Genomic DNA, 26,984 nt, shown 5'->3' on the forward strand with positions numbered 1-26,984 from the left:
AGGAGTGACGGGTGAGGCGATTGCCGGGGATTTTACTGCTTACTGGAGCCGCGCTCGTTGTGATCGCTGCCCTGCTGGTTAGCGGCCTGCGTATTGCTTTACCGCATCTTGACGCCTGGCGTCCGGAAATCCTTAACAAAATAGAATCCGCGACTGGCATGCCGGTTGAAGCCAGTCAGCTCTCAGCCAGCTGGCAGAATTTTGGCCCGACGCTTGAAGCGCACGACATCCGTGCAGAACTAAAAGATGGCGGCGAATTTTCGGTTAAACGCGTTACTCTGGCGCTGGATGTTTGGCAAAGCCTGTTACATATGCGCTGGCAGTTTCGTGATCTCACTTTCTGGCAGCTGCGCTTTCGCACCAACACTCCTATCACCAGCGGTGGTGGTAATGATAGCCTGGAAGCCAGTCACATCAGCGATCTGTTTCTTCGTCAATTCGACCATTTCGATCTCCGCGACAGTGAAGTCAGTTTCCTGACGCCATCCGGTCAGCGCGCCGAGCTGGCGATCCCACAACTCACCTGGCTGAACGATCCACGTCGACACCGTGCGGAAGGCCTGGTAAGCCTCTCCAGCCTTACCGGACAGCACGGCGTGATGCAGGTGCGCATGGATTTGCGCGATGATGAGGGGTTGTTAAGCAATGGTCGCGTCTGGCTCCAGGCGGATGACATCGACCTGAAGCCGTGGCTCGGTAAATGGATGCAGGACAATATTGCGCTGGAAACGGCACAGTTCTCCCTTGAAGGCTGGATGACGATCGACAAAGGCGATGTAACCGGCGGTGACGTCTGGCTGAAACAGGGCGGTGCCAGCTGGTTGGGCGAGAAGCAAACGCATACGCTGTCGGTGGATAATCTTACCGCGCATATTACGCGTGAAAACCCGGGCTGGCAGTTCTCTATTCCCGACACACGGATCACGATGGACGGCAAACCCTGGCCGAGCGGAGCATTGACGCTGGCCTGGATACCGGAACAGAACGTTGGCGGCAAAGACAATAAACGCAGTGACGAACTCCGGATTCGCGCCAGTAATCTGGAGCTGGCAGGCCTGGAGGGCGTACGCCCGCTGGCCGCGAAACTTTCACCTGCACTTGGTGATGTTTGGCGCTCCACACAACCGAGCGGCAAGATTAACACTCTGGCGCTGGATATCCCGCTTCAGGCGGCAGACAAGACCCGTTTTCAGGCATCGTGGAGCGATCTGGCCTGGAAGCAATGGAAATTATTACCGGGTGCGGAACACTTCTCCGGGACGCTTTCCGGCAGCGTAGAAAATGGTTTGCTTACCGCGTCGATGAAGCAGGCAAAGATGCCTTACGAAACGGTATTCCGTGCGCCACTGGAAATCGCAGACGGCCAGGCTACGATAAGCTGGCTGAACAATGACAAAGGTTTCCAGCTGGATGGGCGTAATATTGACGTTAAAGCCAAAGCCGTCCATGCGCGCGGCGGTTTTCGTTACCTGCAACCTGCTAACGATGAACCCTGGCTGGGTATTCTGGCTGGCATCAGTACCGATGATGGTTCACAAGCCTGGCGCTATTTCCCGGAAAACTTGATGGGTAAAGACCTGGTTGATTACTTAAGTGGCGCGATTCAGGGCGGTGAAGCGGATAACGCGACGCTGGTTTATGGTGGCAATCCGCAACTCTTCCCCTATAAACACAACGAAGGTCAGTTTGAAGTGCTGGTGCCGCTGCGCAACGCGAAGTTTGCCTTCCAGCCGGACTGGCCTGCGTTAACGAACCTCGATATTGAACTGGACTTTATTAACGACGGTTTATGGATGAAAACCGATGGCGTTAATCTGGGCGGTGTGCGGGCCACTGATCTCACCGCAGTGATCCCTGACTACTCAAAAGAAAAACTGCTGATTGACGCTGACATTAAAGGTCCGGGTAAAGCCGTTGGCCCTTACTTTGATGAGACACCGTTGAAAGATTCTCTGGGTGCGACCCTGCAAGAACTCCAGCTCGACGGCGATGTGAATGCTCGCTTACATCTCGATATTCCGCTTAACGGCGAACTGGTTACCGCGAAAGGTGAAGTGACGCTGCGTAACAACAGTCTGTTTATCAAACCACTCGACAGCACCCTGAAAAATTTGAGTGGCAAATTTAGCTTTATCAATGGCGACCTGCAAAGTGAACCACTGACAGCGAACTGGTTTAATCAGCCGTTGAACGTGGATTTTTCCACCAAAGAAGGGGCAAAAGCCTACCAGGTCGCGGTGAATCTCAACGGTAACTGGCAACCAGCGAAAACCGGCGTTCTGCCTGCAGCGGTGAACGAAGCATTAAGTGGCAGCGTGGCGTGGGATGGTAAAGTGGGCATTGAGCTGCCTTATCATGCTGGCGCGACGTATAACGTAGAGCTAAACGGCGATTTGAAGAATGTGAGCAGTCACTTACCTTCACCGTTAGCCAAACCTGCGGGTGAACCACTGCCGGTAAACGTTAAGGTTGATGGCAATCTCAACAGCTTTGAATTAACCGGACAGGCTGGCGCGGATAACCATTTCAATAGCCGCTGGTTGCTTGGTCATAAGCTGACGCTCGATCGTGCTATTTGGGCGGCAGACAGTAAAACGCTCCCGCCGTTGCCGGAACAAAGTGGCGTTGAACTCAATATGCCACCGATGAATGGTGCCGAGTGGCTGGCCTTGTTCCAGAAAGGCGCGGCGGAGAGCGTCGGTGGTGCTGCGAGTTTTCCACAACACATTACGTTACGTACCCCCATGTTGTCGCTGGGAAATCAGCAATGGAATAACCTGAGCATTGTTTCGCAACCGACGGCAAATGGTACCCAGGTTGAGGCGCAAGGACGTGAAATCAACGCTACGCTGGCGATGCGTAATAACGCGCCGTGGCTGGCGAATATCAAATATCTTTATTACAACCCGAGCGAGGCGAAAACTCGTGGTGATTCAACGCCGTCATCACCTTTCCCGACAACGGAGCGCATTAACTTCCGTGGCTGGCCGGACGCACAAATACGATGCGCAGAGTGCTGGTTCTGGGGGCAAAAATTCGGTCGTATTGACAGTGATCTCACCATTTCTGGCGATACATTAACGCTGACCAATGGACTGATTGATACCGGTTTCTCGCGGCTCACTGCCGATGGTGAATGGGTTAATAATCCGGGGAATGAACGTACCTCGCTGAAAGGAAAACTGCGCGGGCAGAAAATTGATGCCGCCGCAGAATTTTTTGGTGTCACGACGCCCATACGGCAGTCGTCATTTAATGTGGATTACGATTTACACTGGCGTAAAGCACCGTGGCAGCCAGATGAGGCGACGTTGAATGGCATCATTCATACTCAGCTGGGTAAAGGCGAAATTACCGAAATCAATACCGGACATGCCGGGCAATTGCTGCGCTTATTGAGCGTAGATGCCCTGATGCGTAAGCTGCGTTTTGATTTCAGAGACACTTTTGGCGAAGGGTTCTATTTTGACTCCATTCGCAGCACCGCGTGGATTAAAGACGGCGTTATGCACACCGACGACACGCTGGTGGATGGCCTGGAGGCGGATATCGCCATGAAAGGGTCGGTAAATCTGGTACGTCGCGACCTGAATATGGAAGCGGTTGTCGCACCAGAGATTTCTGCGACGGTGGGCGTGGCTGCGGCTTTTGCGGTTAACCCCATTGTTGGAGCGGCAGTATTTGCAGCCAGTAAAGTGCTGGGGCCGCTGTGGAGCAAAGTCTCCATTTTGCGCTATCACATTTCGGGTCCGCTGGACGATCCGCAAATCAACGAAGTGTTGCGCCAACCGCGTAAAGAAAAAGCGCAATGATTTGACGAGGGCGCGTAATTGCCCCAATCTCATATGATAATCGTTGCCAAAGGCCAACGAGCCGGAACATAACCGTAGGCCGGACAGGGCGTTCACGCCGCATCCGGCAGCCGTAAAAAATCCTCTACTGCAGTAACTAACGAGTAGCAAAAACGATGAGTCTGAACCTGGTAAGTGAACAATTGCTAGCGGCGAACGGCCTGAAACATCAGGACTTGTTCGCGATCCTCGGTCAACTGGCCGAACGTCGCCTTGATTATGGCGATCTCTATTTTCAGTCGAGCTATCACGAATCCTGGGTTTTAGAAGACCGCATTATTAAAGATGGTTCTTACAACATCGATCAGGGTGTTGGTGTGCGTGCAATCAGCGGTGAAAAAACCGGATTTGCTTACGCAGACCAAATCAGCCTGCTGGCGCTGGAACAGAGTGCGCAAGCGGCGCGCACCATCGTCCGTGATAGTGGTGATGGCAAAGTACAGACGCTGGGCGCGGTAGAGCATAGCCCGTTGTATACCTCGGTAGATCCGCTGCAAAGCATGAGCCGTGAAGAGAAGCTGGATATCCTGCGTCGAGTCGATAAGGTTGCCCGCGAAGCGGACAAGCGCGTACAGGAAGTGACTGCCAGCCTCAGCGGCGTTTATGAATTAATTCTGGTTGCGGCCACCGACGGCACGCTGGCGGCGGATGTTCGTCCGCTGGTGCGTCTTTCCGTGAGCGTTCTGGTCGAAGAAGATGGCAAACGCGAACGCGGTGCCAGTGGCGGCGGCGGTCGTTTTGGTTATGAGTTCTTCCTTGCCGATCTCGACGGTGAAGTCCGTGCGGATGCGTGGGCAAAAGAAGCAGTGCGTATGGCGTTGGTCAATCTTTCTGCCGTTGCTGCACCAGCGGGCACCATGCCGGTAGTACTTGGCGCAGGTTGGCCGGGCGTACTGTTACATGAGGCGGTGGGTCACGGTCTGGAAGGCGACTTCAACCGCCGTGGCACTTCAGTATTTAGTGGACAGGTCGGGGAGTTGGTGGCTTCAGAACTGTGTACCGTGGTTGATGACGGCACGATGGTCGATCGCCGTGGTTCGGTGGCGATTGATGACGAAGGTACGCCAGGCCAGTACAACGTGCTGATTGAGAATGGCATCCTGAAAGGCTACATGCAGGATAAACTCAACGCGCGTTTGATGGGAATGACGCCGACTGGCAACGGTCGCCGTGAATCTTACGCTCATCTGCCGATGCCGCGTATGACCAACACCTATATGCTGCCGGGTAAATCGACCCCGCAGGAAATTATTGAATCCGTTGAGTACGGTATCTATGCACCGAACTTTGGTGGCGGTCAGGTGGATATTACATCCGGCAAATTCGTTTTCTCCACTTCAGAAGCGTATCTGATTGAAAACGGTAAAGTAACGAAGCCGGTGAAAGGCGCGGCGTTGATTGGTTCCGGTATCGAAACCATGCAGCAGATTTCGATGGTGGGCAACGACCTGAAACTGGATAACGGCGTGGGTGTCTGCGGTAAAGAAGGGCAAAGTTTGCCGGTTGGCGTGGGCCAGCCAACGCTGAAAGTTGATAACCTGACTGTTGGCGGTACCGCGTAATAATTTCAGTATTTTCAGAAGGATAATTAATCCTTCTCCGTGTACGAACGGTCCCCTCGCCCCTCTGGGGTTAGGGTGAGGGGAACCCGTTGGCACAGGTTTGTACTACGTAACAGTACAATATTAATTACTTCTCTTTCCCGCGCCCGTGCATCTCCTGAAACAATTTACCGACCTCAACAAAATAATCCGTTAGCGAGTTGATCACGACTTGTACCTTCAGCGGCAGCTTATCTTTTTCGGTATATAACGCATAAACCGGGCGTGGATCTGACTGGTAACGTGGTAGCAGGATCTCGAGTTCCCCGCGATTGATCTCGTTGATCACCCACATCAGCGGCACGTAGGCGATCCCAGCGCCTGCAGTCAGCCAGCGCACCAGCGTCATCGGATCATTAGTCACAAATCTCCCTTGCGGGATCAGGCGAGTCGAGATCCCTTCCGGTGCGATCAGTTCAAATTCATTGTCGGGCCGCACGCTGTATTCAAGCCATGAATGGCTACTTAAATCGGCGGGTTTTTCCGGTATGCCGTATTGTGTGAGATAGCTTTTTGCGGCGCACACCACCATTGGCATCGCGCCCAGACGGCGGGAAAACAGGCTGGAATCTTGCAACGCGCCGACGCGGATCACCACATCCAGACCGTCGGCAATCAGGTCGGGGGCAGGAATTCCGGTAACCAGATTAACGCTCAAACCTGGGTATTCTTTCAGCATTTTGGCTGTTAGCCCGGCGAGAACATTTTGTGCCATAGTTGAAGAACAGCCAATGCGCAGCGTCCCGATGGGGGTGTTATTGAAGGCATACAGTTGCTCATGAACATCCTGCACTTCATGAAGCATCCGACGGCAGCCCTGGTAGTAAATTCTACCGGCTTCGGTCAGGCCAATGCTGCGTGTGCTACGGTTTAACAGCTTTACCTGCAACTCATCTTCCAATTTTGACACCGTCTGACTGATGGACGAAACGCTCATCTGTAGCTGTCTGGCGGCGGCGGTAAAAGAGCCAAATTCAACTACTTTGGCAAACACCGACATGCGTTTTAGTCGTTCCATTATTCACTCTGACTTAAAAGTGATTTAGATCACATAATATAGATAACAGCATAACAGTTACGTTAATATATTAAATATCAATCTACAGCAATGTTGCTCTCGCCCGGCTTTCCATGCCCTTCTCTGCGGCGACAGATGCTGAAAATAATAACGCCTGCTCTCTCTATACAACCAAGGTCAACATGAGTCTGTTTCCCGTTATCGTGGTGTTTGGGCTGTCCTTCCCACCGATATTTTTCGAATTGCTTTTATCACTGGCGATTTTCTGGCTGGTGCGCCGGGTACTTGTGCCAACAGGTATCTACGACTTTGTCTGGCATCCGGCGTTGTTCAACACCGCGCTCTATTGCTGCTTGTTTTATTTGATATCGCGACTGTTCGTTTGAGGTTGAAGTGAAAACACTAATAAGAAAATTCTCCCGTACGGCCATCACGGTCGTATTAGTCATTCTGGCCTTCATCGCAATTTTTAATGCCTGGGTCTATTACACCGAATCCCCGTGGACGCGTGACGCGCGCTTTAGCGCTGACGTCGTTGCGATCGCGCCGGACGTTTCTGGACTCATTACCCAGGTGAATGTTCATGATAACCAGCTGGTGAAAAAAGGACAGGTACTGTTCACCATCGACCAGCCGCGTTATCAAAAGGCGCTTGAGGAAGCGCAAGCCGATGTTGCTTATTATCAGGTACTGGCACAGGAGAAACGCCAGGAGGCCGGACGTCGTAACCGTCTCGGTGTGCAGGCGATGTCTCGCGAAGAGATCGATCAGGCCAACAACGTACTACAAACGGTTCTGCATCAGTTAGCGAAAGCGCAGGCGACCCGCGATCTGGCAAAACTGGATCTTGAACGCACGGTGATCCGCGCGCCAGCAGATGGCTGGGTGACCAACCTCAACGTCTATACCGGTGAGTTTATTACCCGTGGATCAACGGCGGTTGCGCTGGTGAAACAGAACTCCTTCTATGTACTGGCCTATATGGAAGAAACTAAGCTGGAAGGGGTGCGCCCTGGGTATCGTGCAGAGATCACGCCGCTTGGCAGTAACAAAGTGCTGAAAGGGACTGTTGATAGTGTTGCCGCTGGGGTCACCAACGCCAGCAGCACGCGTGACGACAAAGGGATGGCGACCATCGACTCTAACCTTGAATGGGTGCGTTTGGCGCAACGTGTTCCGGTTCGTATTCGTCTCGACAACCAGCAAGAGAACATCTGGCCTGCGGGCACTACTGCTACAGTGGTGGTCACTGGCAAACAAGATCGCGACGAAAGCCAGGATTCGTTCTTCCGTAAAATGGCCCATCGCCTGCGTGAGTTTGGTTAATCACGATGGGTATTTTCTCCATTGCTAACCAACATATTCGCTTTGCGGTAAAACTGGCGACCGCCATTGTACTGGCGCTGTTTGTTGGCTTTCACTTCCAGCTGGAAACGCCACGCTGGGCGGTACTGACAGCGGCGATTGTTGCCGCCGGTCCAGCCTTTGCTGCGGGAGGTGAACCGTATTCTGGCGCTATTCGCTATCGTGGCTTTTTGCGCATCATCGGCACATTTATTGGCTGTATTGCCGGACTGGTGATCATCATTGCGATGATCCGCGCACCATTATTGATGATTCTGGTGTGCTGTATCTGGGCCGGTTTTTGTACCTGGATATCCTCGCTGGTACGAATAGAAAACTCGTATGCGTGGGGGCTGGCCGGTTATACCGCGCTGATCATTGTGATCACCATTCAGCCGGAACCATTGCTTACGCCGCAGTTTGCCGTCGAACGTTGTAGCGAGATCGTTATCGGTATTGTGTGTGCAATTATGGCGGATTTGCTCTTTTCTCCGCGATCGATCAAACAAGAAGTGGATCGAGAGCTGGAAAGTTTGCTGGTCGCGCAATATCAATTAATGCAACTCTGTATCAAGCATGGCGATGGTGAAGTTGTCGATAAAGCCTGGGGCGATCTGGTGCGACGCACCACGGCGTTACAAGGTATGCGCAGCAACCTGAATATGGAATCTTCCCGCTGGGCGCGGGCCAATCGACGTTTAAAAGCGATCAATACGCTATCGCTGACGCTGATTACCCAATCCTGCGAAACTTATCTTATTCAGAATACGCGCCCGGAATTGATCACTGATACTTTCCGCGAATTTTTTGACACGCCGGTAGAAACCGCGCAGGACGTCCACAAGCAGCTCAAACGCCTGCGGAGAGTTATCGCCTGGACCGGGGAACGGGAAACGCCTGTCACCATTTATAGCTGGGTCGCGGCGGCAACGCGTTATCAGCTTCTCAAGCGCGGCGTTATCAGTAACACAAAAATCAACGCTACTGAAGAAGAGATCCTGCAAGGCGAACCGGAAGTCAAAGTAGAGTCAGCCGAACGTCATCATGCGATGGTTAACTTCTGGCGAACCACACTTTCCTGCATTCTGGGGACGCTTTTCTGGCTGTGGACGGGCTGGACTTCCGGCAGTGGTGCAATGGTGATGATTGCGGTAGTGACGTCACTGGCAATGCGTTTGCCGAATCCACGCATGGTGGCGATCGACTTTATTTATGGGACGCTGGCGGCGCTGCCGTTAGGGCTACTCTACTTTTTGGTGATTATCCCTAATACCCAACAAAGCATGTTATTGCTGTGTATTAGCCTGGCAGTGCTGGGATTCTTCCTTGGCATTGAAGTACAGAAACGGCGATTGGGCTCGATGGGGGCGCTGGCCAGCACCATAAACATTATCGTGCTGGATAACCCGATGACTTTCCATTTCAGTCAGTTTCTCGACAGCGCATTAGGGCAAATCGTCGGCTGTGTGCTCGCGTTCACCGTTATTTTGCTGGTGCGGGATAAATCGCGCGACAGGACTGGACGTGTACTGCTTAATCAGTTTGTTTCTGCCGCTGTTTCCGCGATGACTACCAATGTGGCACGTCGTAAAGAGAATCACCTCCCGGCACTTTATCAGCAGCTGTTTTTGCTGATGAATAAGTTCCCAGGGGATTTGCCGAAATTTCGCCTGGCACTGACGATGATTATCGCGCACCAGCGCCTGCGTGATGCGCCGATCCCGGTTAACGAGGATTTATCGGCGTTTCACCGGCAAATGCGCCGCACAGCAGACCATGTGATATCTGCCCGTAGCGATGATAAACGTCGTCGGTACTTTGGCCAGTTGCTGGAAGAACTGGAAATCTACCAGGAAAAGCTACGCATCTGGCAAGCACCACCGCAGGTGACGGAACCAGTACATCGGCTTACGGGTATGCTCCATAAGTATCAACATGCGTTGACCGATAGTTAAGTCAAAACCGACGCCAAAAGCGTCGGTTTTTTCATGGCTATACTTAGCAATGAACGGCAGAACTCGCCGCGAAACGTGACGGTGGCAACAGATGAATATTTATACCTTTGATTTTGATGAGATTGAGAGTCAGGAGGATTTTTATCGCGACTTTAGCCAAACCTTTGGTCTGGCAAAAGATAAAGTACGCGATCTCGACTCTCTATGGGATGTGTTAATGAACGATGTCCTGCCGCTACCACTTGAGATTGAATTTGTTCATCTGGGAGAGAAAACGCGTCGCCGTTTTGGCGCATTAATATTGCTGTTTGATGAGGCAGAGGAAGAGCTGGAAGGGCATTTGCGTTTTAATGTTCGTCATTAGCGCAAAAAAAAGCCCCCGGACCGGGGGCAATATCGTCGGACAAGACGATGAGGGTTTATTTGTACAGTTCAGCCGTAGCGTGCCAGGTGTCACCGCTACGAGCTTCAGTAATCTGGTAGGCCGTTGCGCCTTTCTCTTCCGCTTTTTTGTTCAGCATTTCACGCATATCCATTGGCGAAGACGCCACACCACTTACGGATACGGTCCCGATTGCTTCACGATTTTGTGCTTGTGCAGCATCAATGGAGTCGGCAGCGAATGCACCGAAAGAGAGAACAGAAAGTACGCTTAATGCAGCAACAGTGGTTTTGATTTTCATGATTTTTACCTCGACATAATCTTTTAGCTGGGCCTTTGTTTCGTGACCCATATCACAAAATCAAGTATACACTAATTATTGAACTAATTAATACCACGCTAACTGTTTCAGTTGATACTAAGTGTTAAAAGTGTGAGTTTTAATAACAAAAAAGAATTAAAAACACGGTTATTTATTATTAATTCTATTATTTTCAATTAGATAATGAATTTTGCATAATGTGCTTTTTTTAATTCATGTATTCATTATGTGAATGATATGTCGCGCTAAAACGCACTATTCGTTAAATTAATCGTAGGAGAAAGCAGGGGGATGAGAGGGAAAAGCAACATTTTCCCCGCCGCCAGAAGCGACGGGGCAGAGATTAAAGCTCCTGGTCGAACAGCTCTAAAATCGCTTCGTACAGGTCTTTGACGGTGAAACCGTTAGCAGGGGTAGTAAAGATGGTGTCATCGCCAGCGATGGTGCCCAGAATACCTTCTGCTTTGCCCAGTGAGTCCAGCAGGCGAGCAATTAACTGCGCCGCGCCAGGGCTGGTATGAATCACGACAACTGCATCGTTGTAGTCTATATCCAGCACCAGATTCTTCAATGGACTGGAGGTAGTTGGTACACCCAGTTCAGCTGGCAGGCAGTAAACCATTTCCATTTTGGCATTGCGTGTACGTACAGCACCAAACTTGGTCAACATCCGCGAGACTTTAGACTGATTAATATTGTCAAAGCCTTGCTCCTGCAACGCGGCGACGATTTCGCCCTGGGAGCTAAATTTCTCTTCTTTAAGTAATGCTTTAAATGCTTTAACTAGTTCTTCTTGCTTAGCCGAGCTTCGCATAAGTCACCCGATATGGTGGTTGATACAACATTATTGTGCATACAGATGAATTTTTATGCAAACAGTCAGCCCTGAAGAAGGCTGAAATAATGTTATGAAAGAGCGGGATTTTATCAAATTTCGTTATTGAGAAACATGCCTGCGTCACGGCATTCAAATTCTGCTTAAAAGTAAATTAATTGTTATCAAATTGATGTTGTTTTGGCTGAACGGTAGGGTATATTGTCACCACCTGTTGGAATGTTGCGCTAATGCATAAGCGACTGTTAATTACGTAAGTTAGGTTCCTGATTACGGCAATTAAATGCATAAACGCTAAACTTGCGTGACTACACATTCTTGAGATGTGGTCATTGTAAACGGCAATTTTGTGGATTAAGGTCGCGGCAGCGGAGCAACATATCTTAGTTTATCAATATAATAAGGAGTTTAGGATGAAAGTCGCAGTCCTCGGCGCTGCTGGCGGTATTGGCCAGGCGCTTGCACTACTGTTAAAAACCCAACTGCCTTCAGGTTCAGAACTCTCTCTGTATGATATCGCTCCAGTGACTCCCGGTGTGGCTGTCGATCTGAGCCATATCCCTACTGCTGTGAAAATCAAAGGTTTTTCTGGTGAAGATGCGACTCCGGCGCTGGAAGGCGCAGATGTCGTTCTTATCTCTGCAGGTGTAGCGCGTAAACCGGGTATGGATCGTTCCGACCTGTTTAACGTTAACGCCGGCATCGTGAAAAATCTGGTACAGCAAGTTGCGAAAACCTGCCCAAAAGCGTGCATTGGTATTATCACTAACCCGGTTAACACCACAGTTGCGATTGCTGCTGAAGTGCTGAAAAAAGCCGGTGTTTATGACAAAAACAAACTGTTCGGCGTTACCACGCTGGATATCATTCGTTCCAACACCTTTGTTGCGGAACTGAAAGGCAAACAGCCGGGCGAAGTTGAAGTGCCGGTAATTGGCGGTCACTCTGGTGTTACCATTCTGCCGCTGCTGTCACAGGTTCCTGGCGTTAGCTTTACCGAGCAGGAAGTGGCTGAACTGACCAAACGTATCCAGAACGCGGGTACTGAGGTGGTTGAAGCGAAAGCCGGTGGCGGGTCTGCAACCCTGTCTATGGGCCAGGCAGCCGCACGTTTTGGTCTGTCTCTGGTTCGCGCACTACAGGGCGAACAAGGCGTTGTCGAATGTGCCTACGTTGAAGGCGACGGTCAGTACGCACGTTTCTTCTCTCAACCGCTGCTGCTGGGTAAAAACGGCGTGGAAGAGCGTAAATCTATCGGCACCCTGAGCGCATTTGAACAGAACGCGCTGGAAGGTATGCTGGATACGCTGAAGAAAGATATCGCCCTGGGCGAAGAGTTCGTTAATAAGTAATTGATTAGCGGATAATAAAAAACCGGAGCACAGACTCCGGTTTTTTGTTTTGAGCGCACGACTTAATTGGTTGCCGGATATTCCTGAATGGTGACCTGCAACGTTAACTGCTTATCGTCACGCATCACGACAACCGGGATCACCGAGCCAGGGCGAATTTCCGCCACCTGATCCATCGTCTCCAGAGCAGAGATGGCCGGTTTGTTATCCACCGAAATAATCAGATCGTTGACCTGTATACCCGCATTCGCCGCCGGGCCGTCAGGCGACACTTCATTAACTACGATACCTTGCAGTTGATCTATGCCACCGCCCTGCGCATGCAGTGGTGCGATCTCACGTCCGCCGATACCAATGTAGCCGCGGATCACGCGACCATCGCGGATCAGCTTATCCATAATTTTGGTTGCTAACTGGAAAGGAATCGCAAAGCCGATACCTTCCGGCGTTTCGCCATCGTTACTCTTATCAAACGACAGCGTGTTAATGCCCATCAGTTCGCCCAGCGAGTTCACCAGCGCGCCGCCAGAGTTACCGTGGTTAATGGAAGCATCGGTTTGCAGGAAGTTTTGCCGCCCGGTCGGGTTCAGACCAATTCGACCCGTGGCACTAATAATCCCCTGGGTAATGGTCTGCCCGAGGTTGTACGGGTTACCGATCGCCAGTACCACGTCACCAATGTGCGGTACGCGACGTGCATTGATTGGAATGGTAGGTAAACCGCCAGTGGCATTAATTTTAAGTACCGCCAGATCGGTTAGAGAGTCAGATCCCACCAGCAATGCTTCAAATACACGTCCATCTTGTAAGGCGACGATGATCTGATCGGCGTCGTTGATGACGTGTTTATTGGTGATGATATAACCGCGTTGATCCATGATTACACCGGATCCCAGGGTGCGGATCTCAAGCTGGTTGTGAGAGTTGGTGTTCAAACCACGGTTGTAAACGTTAACCACCGCTGGCGCGGCGCGGCGAACCGCCAGATTATAGCTGGCAGGCGTCTCATCGGTACTGTCAAATTGCGGAGTGGAAAGCGGGTTAAGGCTGCGCAGCGAAGGCATGGCAACCAGCAGAATAGCGCCGACAATTAATCCAATCGCAACGGAACGTAAGAGCTTCACAAACATGATGGAGGCGTCATTAAAAAAGGGAACGGCAGCAGCATACCACGAGTTAACCGGACATCACACGTCAGCCTGATGCCCGGTTTACGACATTAACGCATCAGCAAATAGATGCTTTCATTGCCGCGTACAATTTGCAGGGCGATGATGGCCGGTTTTGCCGCCAGCACTTTACGCATTTCAGCAATCGAGTTCACCCGATCGCGGTTGACGCCAATGATCACATCGTCTTTTTGCAAGCCTGCCTGAGCAGCTGGGCTTCCTTTGACAACCTCATCGATCTTAATACCTTTGCCGCCATCTTTTAGCTGACCATCGCTCAACGTTGCACCTTCAAGCGCTGGCGTGATCATTTCAGCGCTGGCCGACGAAGAGGTGCTGGTATCGAGCGTCACTTCTACTTCCAGTGGTTTGCCGTTACGCAGCAGGCCAAGCTTCACTTTCGTGCCCGGCTCGGTGGTTGCGATACGAGAGCGCAACTCAGCAAAGCTATTCAGCGGTTTGCCGTTGAGGCTGGTAATAATATCGCCCGCTTTGATGCCCGCTTTTGCCGAGCCAGAACCTGGCAACACTTCGCTGACAAACGCGCCACGCTGCACGTCAAGGTTGAAGGCTTTGGCGATATCGGCACTCATCTCGGTGCCTTTGATGCCTAACAGACCGCGTTTGATTTCACCAAAGTCGATAAGCTGCTGCGCCAGTGTTCGCGCCATATTACTGGGGATGGCAAATCCAATCCCGACGCTCCCACCGCCAGGCGCAAGGATTGCAGTGTTGATGCCAATTAACTCACCGTTAAGGTTTAACAACGCACCGCCGGAGTTACCGCGGTTAATGGAAGCATCTGTCTGGATAAAGTTTTCCAGACCTTCAAGATTCAATCCGCTGCGGCCTAATGCGGAAACAATGCCAGAGGTGGCGGTTTGCCCAAGGCCAAATGGGTTACCGACTGCCACGGCAAAATCACCGACGCGCAGTTTGTCTGAGTCGGCAATGGCGATTTGCGTTAATTTACTCGGGTTTTGAATTTGCAACAGGGCGATATCGCTCTGGTCATCGCTACCAATCAGTTTTGCATCAAACTCGCGCCCATCATTGAGCTGAATACTGATTTTCTGTGCCTGATTAATCACATGGTTGTTAGTCAGCACATAGCCTTTACTGGCGTTGATGATGACACCGGAGCCTAAACCTTCGAAGGGTTGTGCAGGTTGATCCGGTAAATCATCACCAAAAAACTTTTTGAATTCTTCCGGGATTTTCTGTCCCTGACTGGCCGTTCCTTCCACCCGTACGCTCACCACTGCCGGAAGCACTTTTTCTAGCATTGGAGCCAAACTGGGGAGGGGGGCCTGATCGGCAACCTGGCCTGGAATCGACGCGACGGCCTGAAATGACGCCGAGAGAGTTAACCCGACACTTAACGCTAATGCACTCAACAGCTGGGTTTGTTTTTTCATTATTCCTGCTCTCGTACCTGAATGATAAGAAAAGAGATTCAAAACGGTTTGATGTTATTGAATTTTCAGACGGCTAACAATGAGACACCAGATTAAATGATAGTCGGGGAGGGAAAGAAGAGGAGGGCGCAATGGCTGCGCCCGAAAAATAAATTAGTCGCGCTTCGCGCCAGTACGCAGCAGGCCTGACGCGCCTTCAGAATAGTCGCGAGGCATCTGCACCGGTGCCTGATCGTTGCTGGCTTCAGACTCTGCCAGACGATTACGGAACGGGTTTGCTTCAGCAGACAGTTCCGGCAGCAGGCTGCTGGAGCTTTTCGCCATGTGTTGATACAGCTGGCGATAGTCGTGCGCCATGGTATCCAGTAATTCCGCGCTGCGGGCAAAGTGGCTAACCAGCTCTTCGCGATACTCGTCCAGTTCAGCTTTATTCTTTTCCAGTTCGTACTGCAACGCCTGTTGCTGGCGTAGTTTACGATTACCAAAACGCATGGCCACAGCACCAATAATGATGCCGACGACTAACCCAATTAGCGCATATTCCCAGGTCATGAACATCTCCCGTTGTCTTTTGTTTCCGTAGGGTGTTGGCTTCAGGCTCCATGCCTGCGGCTGATTATGCCACTATAACCGTTAATTCCACAGAAGTGGAATCCCGACTGCATATCGCGTAGTGTAGAACGGCCTTTTTTTCGTCAACCGTGAACAACGGCGCACCGATTATTCAAGGAATAACAATAAGATCATGCAAAGCGTTACCCCAACATCGCAATACCTGAAGGCGCTCAATGAAGGCAGCCATCAACCCGACGACGTTCAAAAAGAGGCCGTCAGCCGCCTGGAAATTATTTATCAGGAACTCATCAATAGCACGCCTCCAGCCCCCAGGACGAGTGGGCTAATGGCGCGGGTCGGTAAGCTGTGGGGTAAACGCGAAGACACACAGCATACGCCAGTGCGTGGCTTATATATGTGGGGCGGGGTAGGACGCGGGAAAACCTGGCTGATGGACCTTTTCTATCAAAGCCTGCCGGGAGAGCGGAAACAGCGTCTGCACTTTCACCGTTTTATGCTGCGGGTACATGAAGAGCTAACTGCTTTGCAGGGGCAGAGCGATCCGCTGGAAATTATTGCCGATCGCTTTAAAGCAGAAACTGACGTGCTCTGTTTTGACGAATTTTTTGTTTCTGATATTACCGATGCCATGCTACTTGGCGGCTTGATGAAAGCCCTGTTCGCCCGCGGTATTACCCTGGTAGCGACGTCAAATATTCCGCCGGACGAACTTTATAGAAATGGCCTGCAACGTGCGCGTTTTTTGCCTGCAATCGATGCCATTAAACAGCATTGTGATGTAATGAACGTGGACGCCGGTGTTGATTATCGACTGCGTACGCTCACTCAGGCGCACCTGTGGCTTTCGCCACTCAACGATGAAACCCGGACGCAAATGGACAAACTATGGTTGGCGCTGGCGGGGGCGAAACGAGAAAATTCACCGACGTTAGAAATCAACCATCGGCCATTGGCGACAATGGGCGTCGAGAACCAGACGCTGGCGGTCTCTTTTACTACGCTGTGCGTCGACGCCCGCAGTCAGCATGACTATATTGCGCTCTCACGTCTCTTTCACACGGTCATGTTGTTTGATGTGCCGGTCATGACGCGGTTGATGGAGAGCGAGGCGCGGCGCTTTATTGCGCTGGTGGATGAGTTTTACGAGCGCCATGTCAAATTAGTGGTGAGTGCAGAAGTGCCGCTGTATGAAATTTATCAGGGCGATCGGCTGAAGTTTGAGTTCCAGCGTTGCCTGTCACGTCTGCAAGAGATGCAAAGCGAAGAGTATCTGAAGCGCGAGCATTTGGCGGGTTAAAACCTGCCACAAATCACAAAAAGGGGTCGATCTTTGACCCCGACTTCTCTATAATCCTGCGACCCCACGTTACAAGAAAGTTTTTTTCCCAAAACTTTTTGTGTGCTGGCATAGGCTATTCGAAGGGGTAGGTTTGCCGGACTTTGTCGTGTGAACCTCAACAATTGAAGACGTTTGGGTGTTCACCAACGTGTAACTATTTATTGGGTAAGCTTTTAATGAAAACTTTTACAGCTAAACCAGAAACCGTAAAACGCGACTGGTATGTTGTTGACGCGACCGGTAAAACTCTGGGCCGTCTGGCTACTGAACTGGCTCGTCGCCTGCGCGGTAAGCACAAAGCGGAATACACTCCGCACGTAGATACCGGTGATTACATCATCGTTCTGAACGCTGACAAAGTTGCTGTAACCGGCAACAAGCGTACTGACAAAGTGTACTATCACCACACCGGCCACATCGGTGGTATCAAACAAGCGACCTTTGAAGAGATGATTGCTCGCCGTCCTGAGCGTGTGATTGAAATCGCGGTTAAAGGCATGTTGCCAAAAGGCCCGCTGGGTCGTGCTATGTTCCGTAAACTGAAAGTTTACGCGGGTAACGAGCACAACCACGCGGCACAGCAACCGCAAGTTCTTGACATCTAATCGGGATTATAGGCAATGGCTGAAAATCAATACTACGGCACTGGTCGCCGCAAAAGTTCCGCAGCTCGCGTTTTCATCAAACCGGGCAACGGTAAAATCGTAATCAACCAACGTTCTCTGGAACAGTACTTCGGTCGTGAAACTGCCCGCATGGTAGTTCGTCAGCCGCTGGAACTGGTCGACATGGTTGAGAAACTGGACCTGTACATCACCGTTAAAGGTGGTGGTATCTCTGGTCAGGCTGGTGCGATCCGTCACGGTATCACCCGCGCTCTGATGGAATACGACGAGTCCCTGCGTTCTGAACTGCGTAAAGCTGGCTTCGTTACTCGTGACGCTCGTCAGGTTGAACGTAAGAAAGTCGGTCTGCGTAAAGCACGTCGTCGTCCGCAGTTCTCCAAACGTTAATTGGTTTCTGCTCCGGCAGAAAACAATTTGCGAAAAAAACCCGCTTCGGCGGGTTTTTTTATGGCTAAAATCTGAATCAGCGTAAAAAAAGGAATGTTGATTTTTGCTGTCGCCTGACAGACAGAAAACAAAAACCACATCGCCGATAAGGGACTAAGTCAACCATTTCAGACTAAAGCGCATCTCTTTTTCCCCATTTCCGGCATCGACTCACCACAAAGGTCGCAAAATCTGGTAAACTATCATCCAATTTTCTGCCCAAATGTCGGGTATTGCTCATTTTTTGTTTGATTTTCGAACAAAGAGAGTCGTTCCTTACTGGGTAACACAACTTCTGACTGGCCACCTGGTGGCTGGTAGCAGTAAAAATTCTGACTATACCTGGAGGTTTTCATGGCTGTCGCTGCCAACAAACGTTCGGTAATGACGCTGTTTTCCGGTCCTACTGACATCTATAGCCATCAGGTCCGCATTGTGCTGGCTGAGAAAGGTGTAAGTTTCGAGATCGAACACGTGGAAAAGGACAATCCGCCTCAGGATCTGATTGACCTCAACCCGAATCAGAGCGTTCCGACCCTGGTGGATCGTGAGCTGACCCTGTGGGAATCTCGCATCATTATGGAATATCTGGATGAGCGTTTCCCGCATCCGCCACTGATGCCTGTTTACCCGGTAGCTCGCGGTGAAAGCCGTCTGTACATGCATCGCATCGAAAAAGACTGGTACACGCTGATGAACACCATCATCAACGGTTCAGCTTCTGAAGCAGATGCCGCACGTAAGCAACTGCGCGAAGAACTGCTGGCGATTGCGCCGGTCTTCGGTCAGAAGCCGTACTTCCTGAGCGATGAGTTCAGCCTGGTCGATTGCTACCTTGCTCCGCTGCTGTGGCGTCTGCCGCAACTGGGCATCGAGTTCAGCGGTCCGGGTGCGAAAGAGCTGAAAGGCTATATGACCCGCGTCTTTGAGCGTGACTCTTTCCTTGCTTCTTTAACTGAAGCAGAACGTGAAATGCGTCTGGGCCGGAGTTAATCTGTATGGATTTGTCACAGCTAACACCACGTCGTCCCTATCTGCTGCGTGCATTCTATGAGTGGTTGCTGGATAACCAGCTCACGCCGCACCTGGTGGTGGATGTGACGCTCCCTGGCGTGCAGGTTCCTATGGAATATGCGCGTGACGGGCAAATCGTACTCAACATTGCGCCGCGTGCTGTCGGCAATCTGGAACTGGCGAATGATGAGGTGCGCTTTAACGCGCGCTTTGGTGGCATTCCGCGTCAGGTTTCTGTGCCGCTGGCTGCCGTGCTGGCTATCTACGCCCGTGAAAATGGCGCAGGCACGATGTTTGAACCTGAAGCTGCCTACGATGAAGATGCCAGCATCATGAATGATGAAGAGGCATCGGCAGACAACGAAACCGTTATGTCGGTTATTGATGGCGACAAGCCAGATCACGATGATGACACTCATCCTGACGATGAACCACCGCAGCCACCGCGCGGTGGTCGACCAGCATTACGCGTTGTGAAGTAATACTAAAACAGGCCCTGGCGGCCTGTTTTGTCTTTTTAATCGCTTAATAAAATAGCGTGATAGTGGCAATCATATTCACCACGAAACCGACTGACATGGGGATCGCTGTCCGCTTCACTACCGCAAAAGGCGAAACGCCTGCAATTCCTGACGTAACGACCACCACCGCAGTAATCGGCGAAACAGCGCGCGCTAGCGTCGTGGCAAAATGCATCGGCATAATCATTACAACCGCTGGTACATGTAGTCCGGCTGCGATATTCGGAATAAGACTGGCAAATGACATAAATGGCGCATTGCCTGAGCCCATCACAATGGCACAAATGGCAATGACCAGCGCCATAATAATCATCACGCCAATACCGCCCAGACCAGAATGCTCCGCACCCCTGATAACCGCATCGACAGTGCCAATCGTCGTTAAGCCTTTCGCAAATATTTCACCCGCGACCACCAGCGTTACCACGTTGGCAAACTGCGTACCCATGCCGTCAAAAAACGCCTGCACATCGTCCATTGTTTCGCGCAAGTTATGCTTGCGGAAGAACTCAACAAACATCGTCACCGTCAAACTCAGTAACATCACCACCACCAGATGCAGTTCTGACTGCATCAGCCCGACGTGGGCGAGGAACAGCGAGCCGAGCATCAGGATTAACGGCATCACCGGTAAAATGGCGTAATAGAGCGGCGGGACATTATCGAGAGCTTTTTGCTCTGCCTGTTCGTGATTGATATTTTTATCTTTTTTGTCGAAAGCGCGTTGCACGAAAAAGTGGGAGATCGCCACCGAGATAATGACGCAAGAGGCGACCGGAAGCTGGTAGTGGAAGAAGTAAGTGGCAATTTTCATTCCTGCCACCTGAGCCGCAAAAATAGAGTTCGTTTCCAGAATCCCCCACTCAATGGACATCGTGGTTGCGATAACTGCCACCGCAGAGAGTCGACTTACTCCCAGACTCACTAGTGTTGGAAATAAGGTGACCATCAGCAACATACCCAGACCGGAGGCGCTGGTAATAAACTGCGCCATGATTTGGCCGATAACGTAAGTTGCCGACAGAATAAGATACGGCGAGCGAATGAGTTTTAACGGGCGGCTTAACAAGCTCACCATCGCCCGACTGGCTCCTATGCGCTCCATGTAGCGGGCATACCCGCCCACCGCCATAATCGACAACCCTAACCCGGCAATGCGGTTGGACAGCATGCGCAGGATTTCATTATAAATATCGACGATCAAGTAGCCGCTGCTTTTGGCGGGATCGAGCACACCACCGAACCCTAACCAGACACCGCACATCATCAGGAAGATACCTGCGGCAGCCAGCACCACCTGAGGTTTGTAGTTTTTCAGGATCAAATAGCCCATCGTAATTAATACGATGACAGATATAATTATGCCGAACATTGTTGAACTCCGTGTCAAAAGAAAACGGTCAATCCCATAAACGGCAGATTGAAAACAGTGATGTTATATTTTTTGCAAGGCTATTTATGGTGTTGGTGTCGTATTTTTTAATTCTGGATGAGGCAATTTTTCATTATAAAATATGCATTTATGATTATTTTGTAAGAACATATTCGTAATATTCATAATGCTTGTGAATAGTCTTATGAATAATTCATTCAGGATGTTTTTATCTGCGTTACACTAATTTTCGCAATAGTTAATTATTACGTTAATTATGATAATAATGAGACACAAAGAGAAAATCCCGCCATTTCCCCCTACTTTCAATCCTGTGATAGGATGTCACTGATGATGTTAATCACACTGACCTTACAGAATGGGCCTTATGAACGCATTTGATTCGCAAACCGAAGATTCTTCACCTGCAATTGGTCGCAACTTGCGCAGCCGCCCGCTGGCGCGTAAAAAACTCTCCGAAATGGTGGAAGAAGAGCTGGAGCAGATGATCCGCCGCCGTGAATTTGGCGAAGGTGAACAATTACCGTCTGAACGCGAACTGATGGCGTTCTTTAACGTCGGGCGTCCTTCTGTGCGCGAAGCGCTGGCAGCGTTAAAACGCAAAGGTCTGGTGCAAATAAACAACGGCGAACGTGCCCGCGTCTCGCGTCCTTCAGCGGACACCATCATCGGCGAGCTTTCCGGCATGGCGAAAGATTTCCTTTCTCATCCTGGCGGAATTGCCCATTTCGAACAATTACGTCTGTTCTTTGAATCCAGCCTGGTGCGCTATGCGGCTGAACACGCCACCGATGAGCAAATCGATTTGCTGGCAAAAGCACTGGAAATCAACAGTCAGTCGCTTGATAACAACGCGGCATTCATTCGTTCAGACGTTGATTTCCACCGCGTGCTGGCGGAGATCCCCGGTAACCCAATCTTCATGGCGATCCACGTTGCCCTGCTCGACTGGCTGATCGCCGCACGTCCAACCGTGGCTGATCAGGCTCTGCACGAGCATAACAACGTTAGCTATCAACAGCATATTGCGATCGTTGATGCGATCCGCCTCCACGATCCCGATGAAGCCGATCGCGCGTTGCAATCGCATCTCAACAGCGTCTCTGCTACCTGGCACGCCTTCGGTCAGACCACCAACAAAAAGAAATAATGCCACTTTAGTGAAGCAGATCGCATTATAAGCTTTCTGTATGGGGTGTTGCTTAATCGATCTGGTATAACAGGTATAAAGGTATATCGTTTATCAGACAAGCATCACTTCAGAGGTATTTATGGCAACGAATTTACGTGGCGTAATGGCCGCACTCCTGACTCCTTTTGATCAACAACAAGCACTGGATAAAGCGAGTCTGCGTCGCCTGGTTCAGTTCAATATTCAGCAGGGCATTGACGGCTTATATGTCGGGGGGTCGACCGGTGAAGCCTTTGTACAAAGCCTTTCCGAGCGTGAACAGGTACTGGAAATCGTCGCCGAAGAGGCGAAAGGCAAGATTAAACTCATCGCTCATGTAGGTTGCGTCAGCACTGCTGAAAGCCAACAACTTGCGGCATCGGCTAAACGTTATGGCTTCGATGCCGTCTCCGCTGTCACGCCGTTCTACTATCCTTTCAGCTTTGAAGAACACTGCGATCACTATCGGGCAATTATTGATTCGGCGGATGGGTTGCCGATGGTGGTGTACAACATTCCGGCGTTAAGCGGCGTTAAACTGACCCTGGATCAGATTAACACTCTGGTTACGTTGCCTGGTGTCGGCGCGCTGAAACAGACCTCTGGCGATCTCTATCAGATGGAGCAGATCCGTCGTGAACATCCGGATCTGGTGCTCTATAACGGTTACGACGAAATCTTTGCTTCTGGTTTGTTGGCGGGCGCTGATGGTGGTATCGGTAGTACTTACAACATTATGGGCTGGCGTTATCAGGGTATCGTGAAGGCGCTGAAAGAAGGCGATATCCAGACCGCGCAGAAGCTGCAAACCGAATGTAATAAAGTCATTGATTTACTGATCAAAACGGGCGTATTCCGCGGCCTGAAAACTGTCCTTCACTATATGGATGTCGTTTCTGTGCCGCTGTGCCGCAAACCGTTTGGTCCGGTCGATGAAAAATATCTGCCAGAACTGAAGGCGCTAGCCCAGCAGTTGATGCAAGAGCGCGGGTGAGTTGTTTCCCCTCGCTCGCCCCTACCGGGTGAGGGGAAATAAACGCATCTGTACCCTACAATTTTTATACCAAAGCGTGTGGGCATCGCCCACCGCGGGAGACTCACAATGAGTACTACAACCCAGAATATCCCGTGGTATCGCCATCTCAACCGCGCACAATGGCGCGCATTTTCCGCTGCCTGGTTGGGATATCTGCTTGACGGTTTTGATTTCGTTTTAATCGCCCTGGTACTCACCGAAGTACAAGGTGAATTCGGGCTGACGACGGTACAGGCGGCAAGTCTGATCTCCGCAGCCTTTATCTCTCGCTGGTTCGGCGGCCTGATGCTTGGCGCTATGGGCGACCGCTACGGGCGTCGTCTGGCAATGGTTACCAGTATCGTTCTCTTCTCGGCCGGGACGCTGGCCTGCGGCTTTGCGCCAGGCTACATCACCATGTTTATTGCTCGTCTGGTCATCGGCATGGGGATGGCGGGAGAATACGGCTCCAGCGCCACCTATGTCATTGAAAGCTGGCCAAAACATCTGCGTAACAAAGCCAGTGGCTTTCTGATTTCCGGCTTCTCGGTGGGTGCCGTCGTTGCCGCTCAGGTCTACAGCCTGGTGGTTCCGGTCTGGGGCTGGCGAGCGCTGTTCTTTATCGGCATTTTGCCAATCATCTTTGCTCTCTGGCTGCGTAAAAACATTCCGGAAGCGGAAGACTGGAAAGAGAAACACGCAGGTAAAGCACCAGTACGCACGATGGTAGACATTCTTTACCGTGGTGAACATCGCATTGCCAATATCGTAATGACGCTGGCGGCGGCTACTGCGCTGTGGTTCTGCTTCGCTGGTAACCTGCAAAATGCCGCAATCGTCGCTGTTCTCGGGCTGTTATGTGCCGCAATCTTTATCAGCTTTATGGTTCAGAGTACGGGCAAACGCTGGCCAACGGGCGTAATGCTGATGGTGGTTGTGTTATTTGCTTTCCTCTACTCATGGCCGATTCAGGCACTGCTGCCAACGTATCTGAAAACCGATCTTGCTTATGACCCGCATACTGTCGCCAATGTGCTGTTCTTTAGTGGCTTTGGGGCGGCTGTGGGTTGCTGTGTCGGCGGCTTCCTCGGTGACTGGCTGGGAACCCGCAAAGCGTACGTTTGTAGCCTGCTGGCCTCGCAACTGCTGATTATTCCGGTATTTGCGATTGGTGGCGCAAACGTCTGGGTGCTCGGTTTGTTACTGTTCTTCCAGCAAATGCTTGGACAAGGGATCGCCGGGATCTTACCGAAACTGATTGGCGGTTATTTCGATACCGACCAGCGTGCAGCGGGCCTGGGCTTTACCTACAACGTTGGCGCATTGGGCGGCGCACTGGCCCCAATCATCGGCGCGTTGATCGCTCAACGTCTGGATCTGGGTACTGCGCTGGCATCGCTTTCGTTTAGCCTGACGTTCGTGGTGATCCTGCTGATTGGGCTGGATATGCCTTCTCGCGTTCAGCGTTGGTTGCGCCCGGAAGCGTTGCGTACTCATGACGCTATCGACGGCAAACCATTTAGCGGTGCCGTGCCGTTTGGCAGCGCTAAAAACGATTTAGTCAAAACCAAAAGTTAATCCTGTTGCCCGGTCTTCTACCGGGCCTTTCGCTAAGGGAAGATGTATGTCGTTACTTGCACAACTGGATCAAAAAATCGCTTCTAACGGTGGCCTGATTGTCTCCTGCCAGCCGGTTCCGGACAGCCCACTCGATAAACCTGAAATCGTCGCCGCCATGGCATTAGCGGCAGAGCAGGCGGGAGCGGTTGCCATTCGTATTGAAGGTGTGGCAAATCTGCAAGCCACGCGTGCGGTGGTGAGTGTGCCGATTATCGGGATTGTGAAACGCGATCTGGAGGATTCTCCGGTACGCATCACGGCATATATTGAAGATGTCGATGCGCTGGCGCAGGCAGGCGCGGATATCATCGCGATTGACGGCACCGACCGACCGCGTCCGGTGCCTGTTGAAACGCTACTGGCACGTATCCACCATCACGGTTTACTGGCGATGACCGACTGCTCAACGCCGGAAGACGGCCTGGCATGCCAAAAGCTGGGAGCCGAAATTATTGGCACTACGCTTTCTGGCTATACCACACCTGAAACGCCAGAAGAGCCGGATCTGGCGCTGGTGAAAACGTTGAGCGACGCCGGATGTCGGGTGATTGCCGAAGGGCGTTACAACACGCCTGCTCAGGCGGCGGATGCGATGCGCCACGGCGCATGGGCGGTGACGGTCGGTTCTGCTATCACACGTCTTGAACACATTTGCCAGTGGTACAACACAGCGATGAAAAAGGCGGTGCTATGACCACACTGGCGATTGATATCGGCGGTACTAAACTTGCCGCCGCGCTGATTGGCGCTGACGGGCAGATCCGCGATCGTCGTGAACTTCCTACGCCAGCCAGCCAGACACCAGAAGCCTTGCGTGATGCCTTATCCGCATTAGTCTCTCCGTTGCAAGCTCATGCGCAGAGAGTTGCTATCGCTTCAACCGGAATTATTCGCGACGGCAGCTTATTGGCGCTAAATCCGCATAATCTTGGTGGATTACTACACTTTCCGTTAGTCAAAACACTGGAGCAGCTTACCGATTTGCCGACCATTGCCATTAACGACGCGCAGGCCGCAGCATGGGCAGAGTATCAGGCGCTGGAAGGCGATATAACCGATATGGTGTTTATCACCGTTTCCACTGGTGTTGGCGGCGGTGTAGTGAGCGGCGGCAAACTGCTTACCGGCCCTGGAGGTCTGGCGGGGCACATCGGGCATACGCTTGCCGATCCGCATGGTCCAGTCTGCGGCTGTGGACGCATAGGTTGCGTGGAGGCGATTGCTTCTGGTCGCGGCATTGCGGCGGCAGCGCAAGGGGAGTTGGCTGGTGCGAATGCGAAAACTATTTTCACGCACGCCGGGCAGGGCGATGAGCAGGCGCAGCAACTGATTCACCGCTCCGCACATGTGCTGGCAAGGCTGATCGCTGATATTAAAGCCACAACTGATTGTCAGTGCGTAGTGGTCGGTGGCAGCGTTGGTCTGGCAGAAGGGTATCTGGCGTTGGTGGAAACGTATCTGGCGCAGGAGCCAGCGGCATTTCATGTTGATTTACTGGCGGCGCACTACCGCCATGATGCAGGTTTACTTGGGGCTGCGCTGTTGGCCCAGGGAGAAAAATTATGATGATGGGTGAAGTACAGTCATTACCGTCTGCTGGGTTACATCCTGCGTTACAGGACGCGTTAACGCTGGCATTAGCTGCCAGACCGCAAGAAAAAGCGCCGGGTCGTTACGAATTACAGGGCGATAATATCTTTATGAATGTCATGACGTTTAACACTCAATCGCCCGTCGAGAAAAAAGCGGAATTGCACGAGCAGTACATTGATATCCAGCTGTTATTAAACGGTGAGGAACGGATCCTGTTTGGCATGGCAGGCACTGCGCGTCAGTGTGAAGAGTTCCACCATGAAGATGATTACCAGCTTTGCAGCGCCATTGAGAATGAGCAAACCATCATCCTGAAACCGGGAATGTTCGCCGTGTTTATGCCTGGAGAACCGCATAAGCCGGGATGCGTTGTCGGCGAACCTGGTGAGATTAAAAAGGTGGTAGTGAAGGTTAAGGCTGATTTAATGGCTTAAAACTTAGTT

Annotated in this window: 25 protein-coding genes; 18 read left to right on the forward strand and 7 right to left on the reverse strand. The window is 51.5% G+C overall.

Features of this window, described 5'->3' with window-relative positions:
- The first annotated feature begins 11 nt into the window (after nucleotides 1-11).
- Nucleotides 12-3,812: an AsmA2 domain-containing protein YhdP gene (gene yhdP / locus BEB54_RS19075; protein ID WP_105276812.1), complete on the forward strand. Its 3,801-nt coding sequence runs from the start codon at nucleotides 12-14 to the stop codon at nucleotides 3,810-3,812.
- A gap of 155 nt (nucleotides 3,813-3,967) precedes the next feature.
- Nucleotides 3,968-5,413: a metalloprotease TldD gene (gene tldD / locus BEB54_RS19080; RefSeq protein WP_088491887.1), complete on the forward strand. Its 1,446-nt coding sequence runs from the start codon at nucleotides 3,968-3,970 to the stop codon at nucleotides 5,411-5,413.
- Between the two features lie 127 nt (nucleotides 5,414-5,540).
- On the opposite strand, the gene aaeR is transcribed toward tldD, so the two are convergent.
- A complete protein-coding gene (aaeR, locus tag BEB54_RS19085; RefSeq protein WP_000440317.1) occupies nucleotides 5,541-6,470 on the reverse strand; it encodes an HTH-type transcriptional activator AaeR in 930 nt (309 codons plus the stop codon).
- A 182-nt stretch (nucleotides 6,471-6,652) separates the two neighbouring features.
- On the opposite strand from aaeR, the gene aaeX reads away from it, so the two are divergent.
- From aaeX to BEB54_RS19105, 4 genes are all read left to right on the forward strand, one after another.
- Entirely contained in the window at nucleotides 6,653-6,856 is a 204-nt protein-coding gene (aaeX, locus tag BEB54_RS19090; protein ID WP_000051841.1) for a p-hydroxybenzoic acid efflux pump operon protein AaeX, read from the forward strand.
- Between the two features lie 7 nt (nucleotides 6,857-6,863).
- A complete protein-coding gene (gene aaeA, locus BEB54_RS19095) occupies nucleotides 6,864-7,796 on the forward strand; it encodes a p-hydroxybenzoic acid efflux pump subunit AaeA (RefSeq protein ID WP_000854033.1) in 933 nt (310 codons plus the stop codon).
- Nucleotides 7,797-7,801: 5 nt separating this feature from the next.
- Nucleotides 7,802-9,769: a p-hydroxybenzoic acid efflux pump subunit AaeB gene (gene aaeB / locus BEB54_RS19100; RefSeq protein WP_000510964.1), complete on the forward strand. Its 1,968-nt coding sequence runs from the start codon at nucleotides 7,802-7,804 to the stop codon at nucleotides 9,767-9,769.
- 91 nt (nucleotides 9,770-9,860) lie between these two features.
- A complete protein-coding gene (locus tag BEB54_RS19105; RefSeq protein WP_001029013.1) occupies nucleotides 9,861-10,133 on the forward strand; it encodes a barstar family protein in 273 nt (90 codons plus the stop codon).
- A 55-nt stretch (nucleotides 10,134-10,188) separates the two neighbouring features.
- Here BEB54_RS19105 and yhcN read toward each other — a convergent pair whose 3' ends face one another.
- Nucleotides 10,189-10,452, reverse strand: a complete 264-nt coding sequence (gene yhcN, locus BEB54_RS19110) for a peroxide/acid stress response protein YhcN (protein WP_000695690.1) — start codon at nucleotides 10,450-10,452, stop codon at nucleotides 10,189-10,191.
- 364 nt (nucleotides 10,453-10,816) lie between these two features.
- Nucleotides 10,817-11,287, reverse strand: coding sequence for a transcriptional regulator ArgR (argR, locus tag BEB54_RS19115; RefSeq protein WP_001257846.1), 471 nt, complete (start codon nucleotides 11,285-11,287; stop codon nucleotides 10,817-10,819).
- 434 nt (nucleotides 11,288-11,721) lie between these two features.
- Here argR and mdh point away from each other — a divergent pair, with 434 nt between their 5' ends.
- Nucleotides 11,722-12,660 (forward strand): malate dehydrogenase, encoded by a 939-nt coding sequence (gene mdh / locus BEB54_RS19120; protein WP_001352905.1) that lies wholly within the window; start codon nucleotides 11,722-11,724, stop codon nucleotides 12,658-12,660.
- Nucleotides 12,661-12,722: 62 nt separating this feature from the next.
- Here mdh and degS read toward each other — a convergent pair whose 3' ends face one another.
- The 3 genes from degS to zapG form a co-directional block, all read right to left on the reverse strand.
- The gene (gene degS, locus BEB54_RS19125) at nucleotides 12,723-13,790 is read right to left on the reverse strand and encodes an outer membrane-stress sensor serine endopeptidase DegS (protein WP_000497723.1); all 1,068 of its coding nucleotides are present in this window, start codon (nucleotides 13,788-13,790) and stop codon (nucleotides 12,723-12,725) included.
- An 89-nt stretch (nucleotides 13,791-13,879) separates the two neighbouring features.
- A complete protein-coding gene (gene degQ, locus BEB54_RS19130) occupies nucleotides 13,880-15,247 on the reverse strand; it encodes a serine endoprotease DegQ (protein WP_001316675.1) in 1,368 nt (455 codons plus the stop codon).
- A gap of 153 nt (nucleotides 15,248-15,400) precedes the next feature.
- Nucleotides 15,401-15,799, reverse strand: a complete 399-nt coding sequence (zapG, locus tag BEB54_RS19135) for a Z-ring associated protein ZapG (protein WP_001295270.1) — start codon at nucleotides 15,797-15,799, stop codon at nucleotides 15,401-15,403.
- 193 nt (nucleotides 15,800-15,992) lie between these two features.
- On the opposite strand from zapG, the gene zapE reads away from it, so the two are divergent.
- The 5 genes from zapE to sspB all read left to right on the forward strand — a co-directional run bounded on the left by zapE (nucleotide 15,993) and on the right by sspB (nucleotide 19,710).
- The gene (gene zapE / locus BEB54_RS19140; protein WP_044721164.1) at nucleotides 15,993-17,120 is read left to right on the forward strand and encodes a cell division protein ZapE; all 1,128 of its coding nucleotides are present in this window, start codon (nucleotides 15,993-15,995) and stop codon (nucleotides 17,118-17,120) included.
- Between the two features lie 218 nt (nucleotides 17,121-17,338).
- A complete protein-coding gene (gene rplM / locus BEB54_RS19145) occupies nucleotides 17,339-17,767 on the forward strand; it encodes a 50S ribosomal protein L13 (RefSeq protein WP_000847559.1) in 429 nt (142 codons plus the stop codon).
- A 15-nt stretch (nucleotides 17,768-17,782) separates the two neighbouring features.
- Nucleotides 17,783-18,175 (forward strand): 30S ribosomal protein S9, encoded by a 393-nt coding sequence (rpsI, locus tag BEB54_RS19150; protein ID WP_000829818.1) that lies wholly within the window; start codon nucleotides 17,783-17,785, stop codon nucleotides 18,173-18,175.
- Nucleotides 18,176-18,568: 393 nt separating this feature from the next.
- Entirely contained in the window at nucleotides 18,569-19,207 is a 639-nt protein-coding gene (sspA, locus tag BEB54_RS19160; protein WP_000257293.1) for a stringent starvation protein SspA, read from the forward strand.
- A 5-nt stretch (nucleotides 19,208-19,212) separates the two neighbouring features.
- Nucleotides 19,213-19,710: a ClpXP protease specificity-enhancing factor gene (gene sspB, locus BEB54_RS19165; RefSeq protein WP_000366126.1), complete on the forward strand. Its 498-nt coding sequence runs from the start codon at nucleotides 19,213-19,215 to the stop codon at nucleotides 19,708-19,710.
- A 43-nt stretch (nucleotides 19,711-19,753) separates the two neighbouring features.
- On the opposite strand, the gene dcuC is transcribed toward sspB, so the two are convergent.
- On the reverse strand, nucleotides 19,754-21,121 hold the full coding sequence (dcuC, locus tag BEB54_RS19170; protein ID WP_105282250.1) for an anaerobic C4-dicarboxylate transporter DcuC: 1,368 nt from the start codon (nucleotides 21,119-21,121) through the stop codon (nucleotides 19,754-19,756).
- A gap of 379 nt (nucleotides 21,122-21,500) precedes the next feature.
- Between dcuC and nanR the strand changes: the two genes are divergently transcribed.
- The 6 genes from nanR to nanQ all read left to right on the forward strand — a co-directional run bounded on the left by nanR (nucleotide 21,501) and on the right by nanQ (nucleotide 26,975).
- Nucleotides 21,501-22,292, forward strand: a complete 792-nt coding sequence (gene nanR, locus BEB54_RS19175) for a transcriptional regulator NanR (protein WP_105276810.1) — start codon at nucleotides 21,501-21,503, stop codon at nucleotides 22,290-22,292.
- A gap of 121 nt (nucleotides 22,293-22,413) precedes the next feature.
- On the forward strand, nucleotides 22,414-23,307 hold the full coding sequence (gene nanA / locus BEB54_RS19180; protein ID WP_000224714.1) for an N-acetylneuraminate lyase: 894 nt from the start codon (nucleotides 22,414-22,416) through the stop codon (nucleotides 23,305-23,307).
- A gap of 108 nt (nucleotides 23,308-23,415) precedes the next feature.
- Nucleotides 23,416-24,906 (forward strand): sialic acid transporter NanT, encoded by a 1,491-nt coding sequence (nanT, locus tag BEB54_RS19185; RefSeq protein WP_000108455.1) that lies wholly within the window; start codon nucleotides 23,416-23,418, stop codon nucleotides 24,904-24,906.
- Nucleotides 24,907-24,952: 46 nt separating this feature from the next.
- A complete protein-coding gene (locus tag BEB54_RS19190; protein WP_096983152.1) occupies nucleotides 24,953-25,642 on the forward strand; it encodes an N-acetylmannosamine-6-phosphate 2-epimerase in 690 nt (229 codons plus the stop codon).
- Complete coding sequence (gene nanK / locus BEB54_RS19195; RefSeq protein ID WP_105276809.1) at nucleotides 25,639-26,514, forward strand: N-acetylmannosamine kinase; 876 nt, start codon at nucleotides 25,639-25,641, stop codon at nucleotides 26,512-26,514. Before BEB54_RS19190 ends, nanK begins: the two co-directional genes overlap by 4 nt.
- A complete protein-coding gene (gene nanQ, locus BEB54_RS19200; RefSeq protein ID WP_000979880.1) occupies nucleotides 26,511-26,975 on the forward strand; it encodes an N-acetylneuraminate anomerase in 465 nt (154 codons plus the stop codon). The genes nanK and nanQ overlap by 4 nt, the downstream gene beginning before the upstream one ends.
- The last annotated feature ends 9 nt before the right edge of the window (nucleotides 26,976-26,984 follow it).

The sequence above is a fragment of the Escherichia sp. MOD1-EC6021 genome (genome assembly GCF_002965245.1).
Classification (GTDB): domain Bacteria; phylum Pseudomonadota; class Gammaproteobacteria; order Enterobacterales; family Enterobacteriaceae; genus Escherichia; species Escherichia coli_F.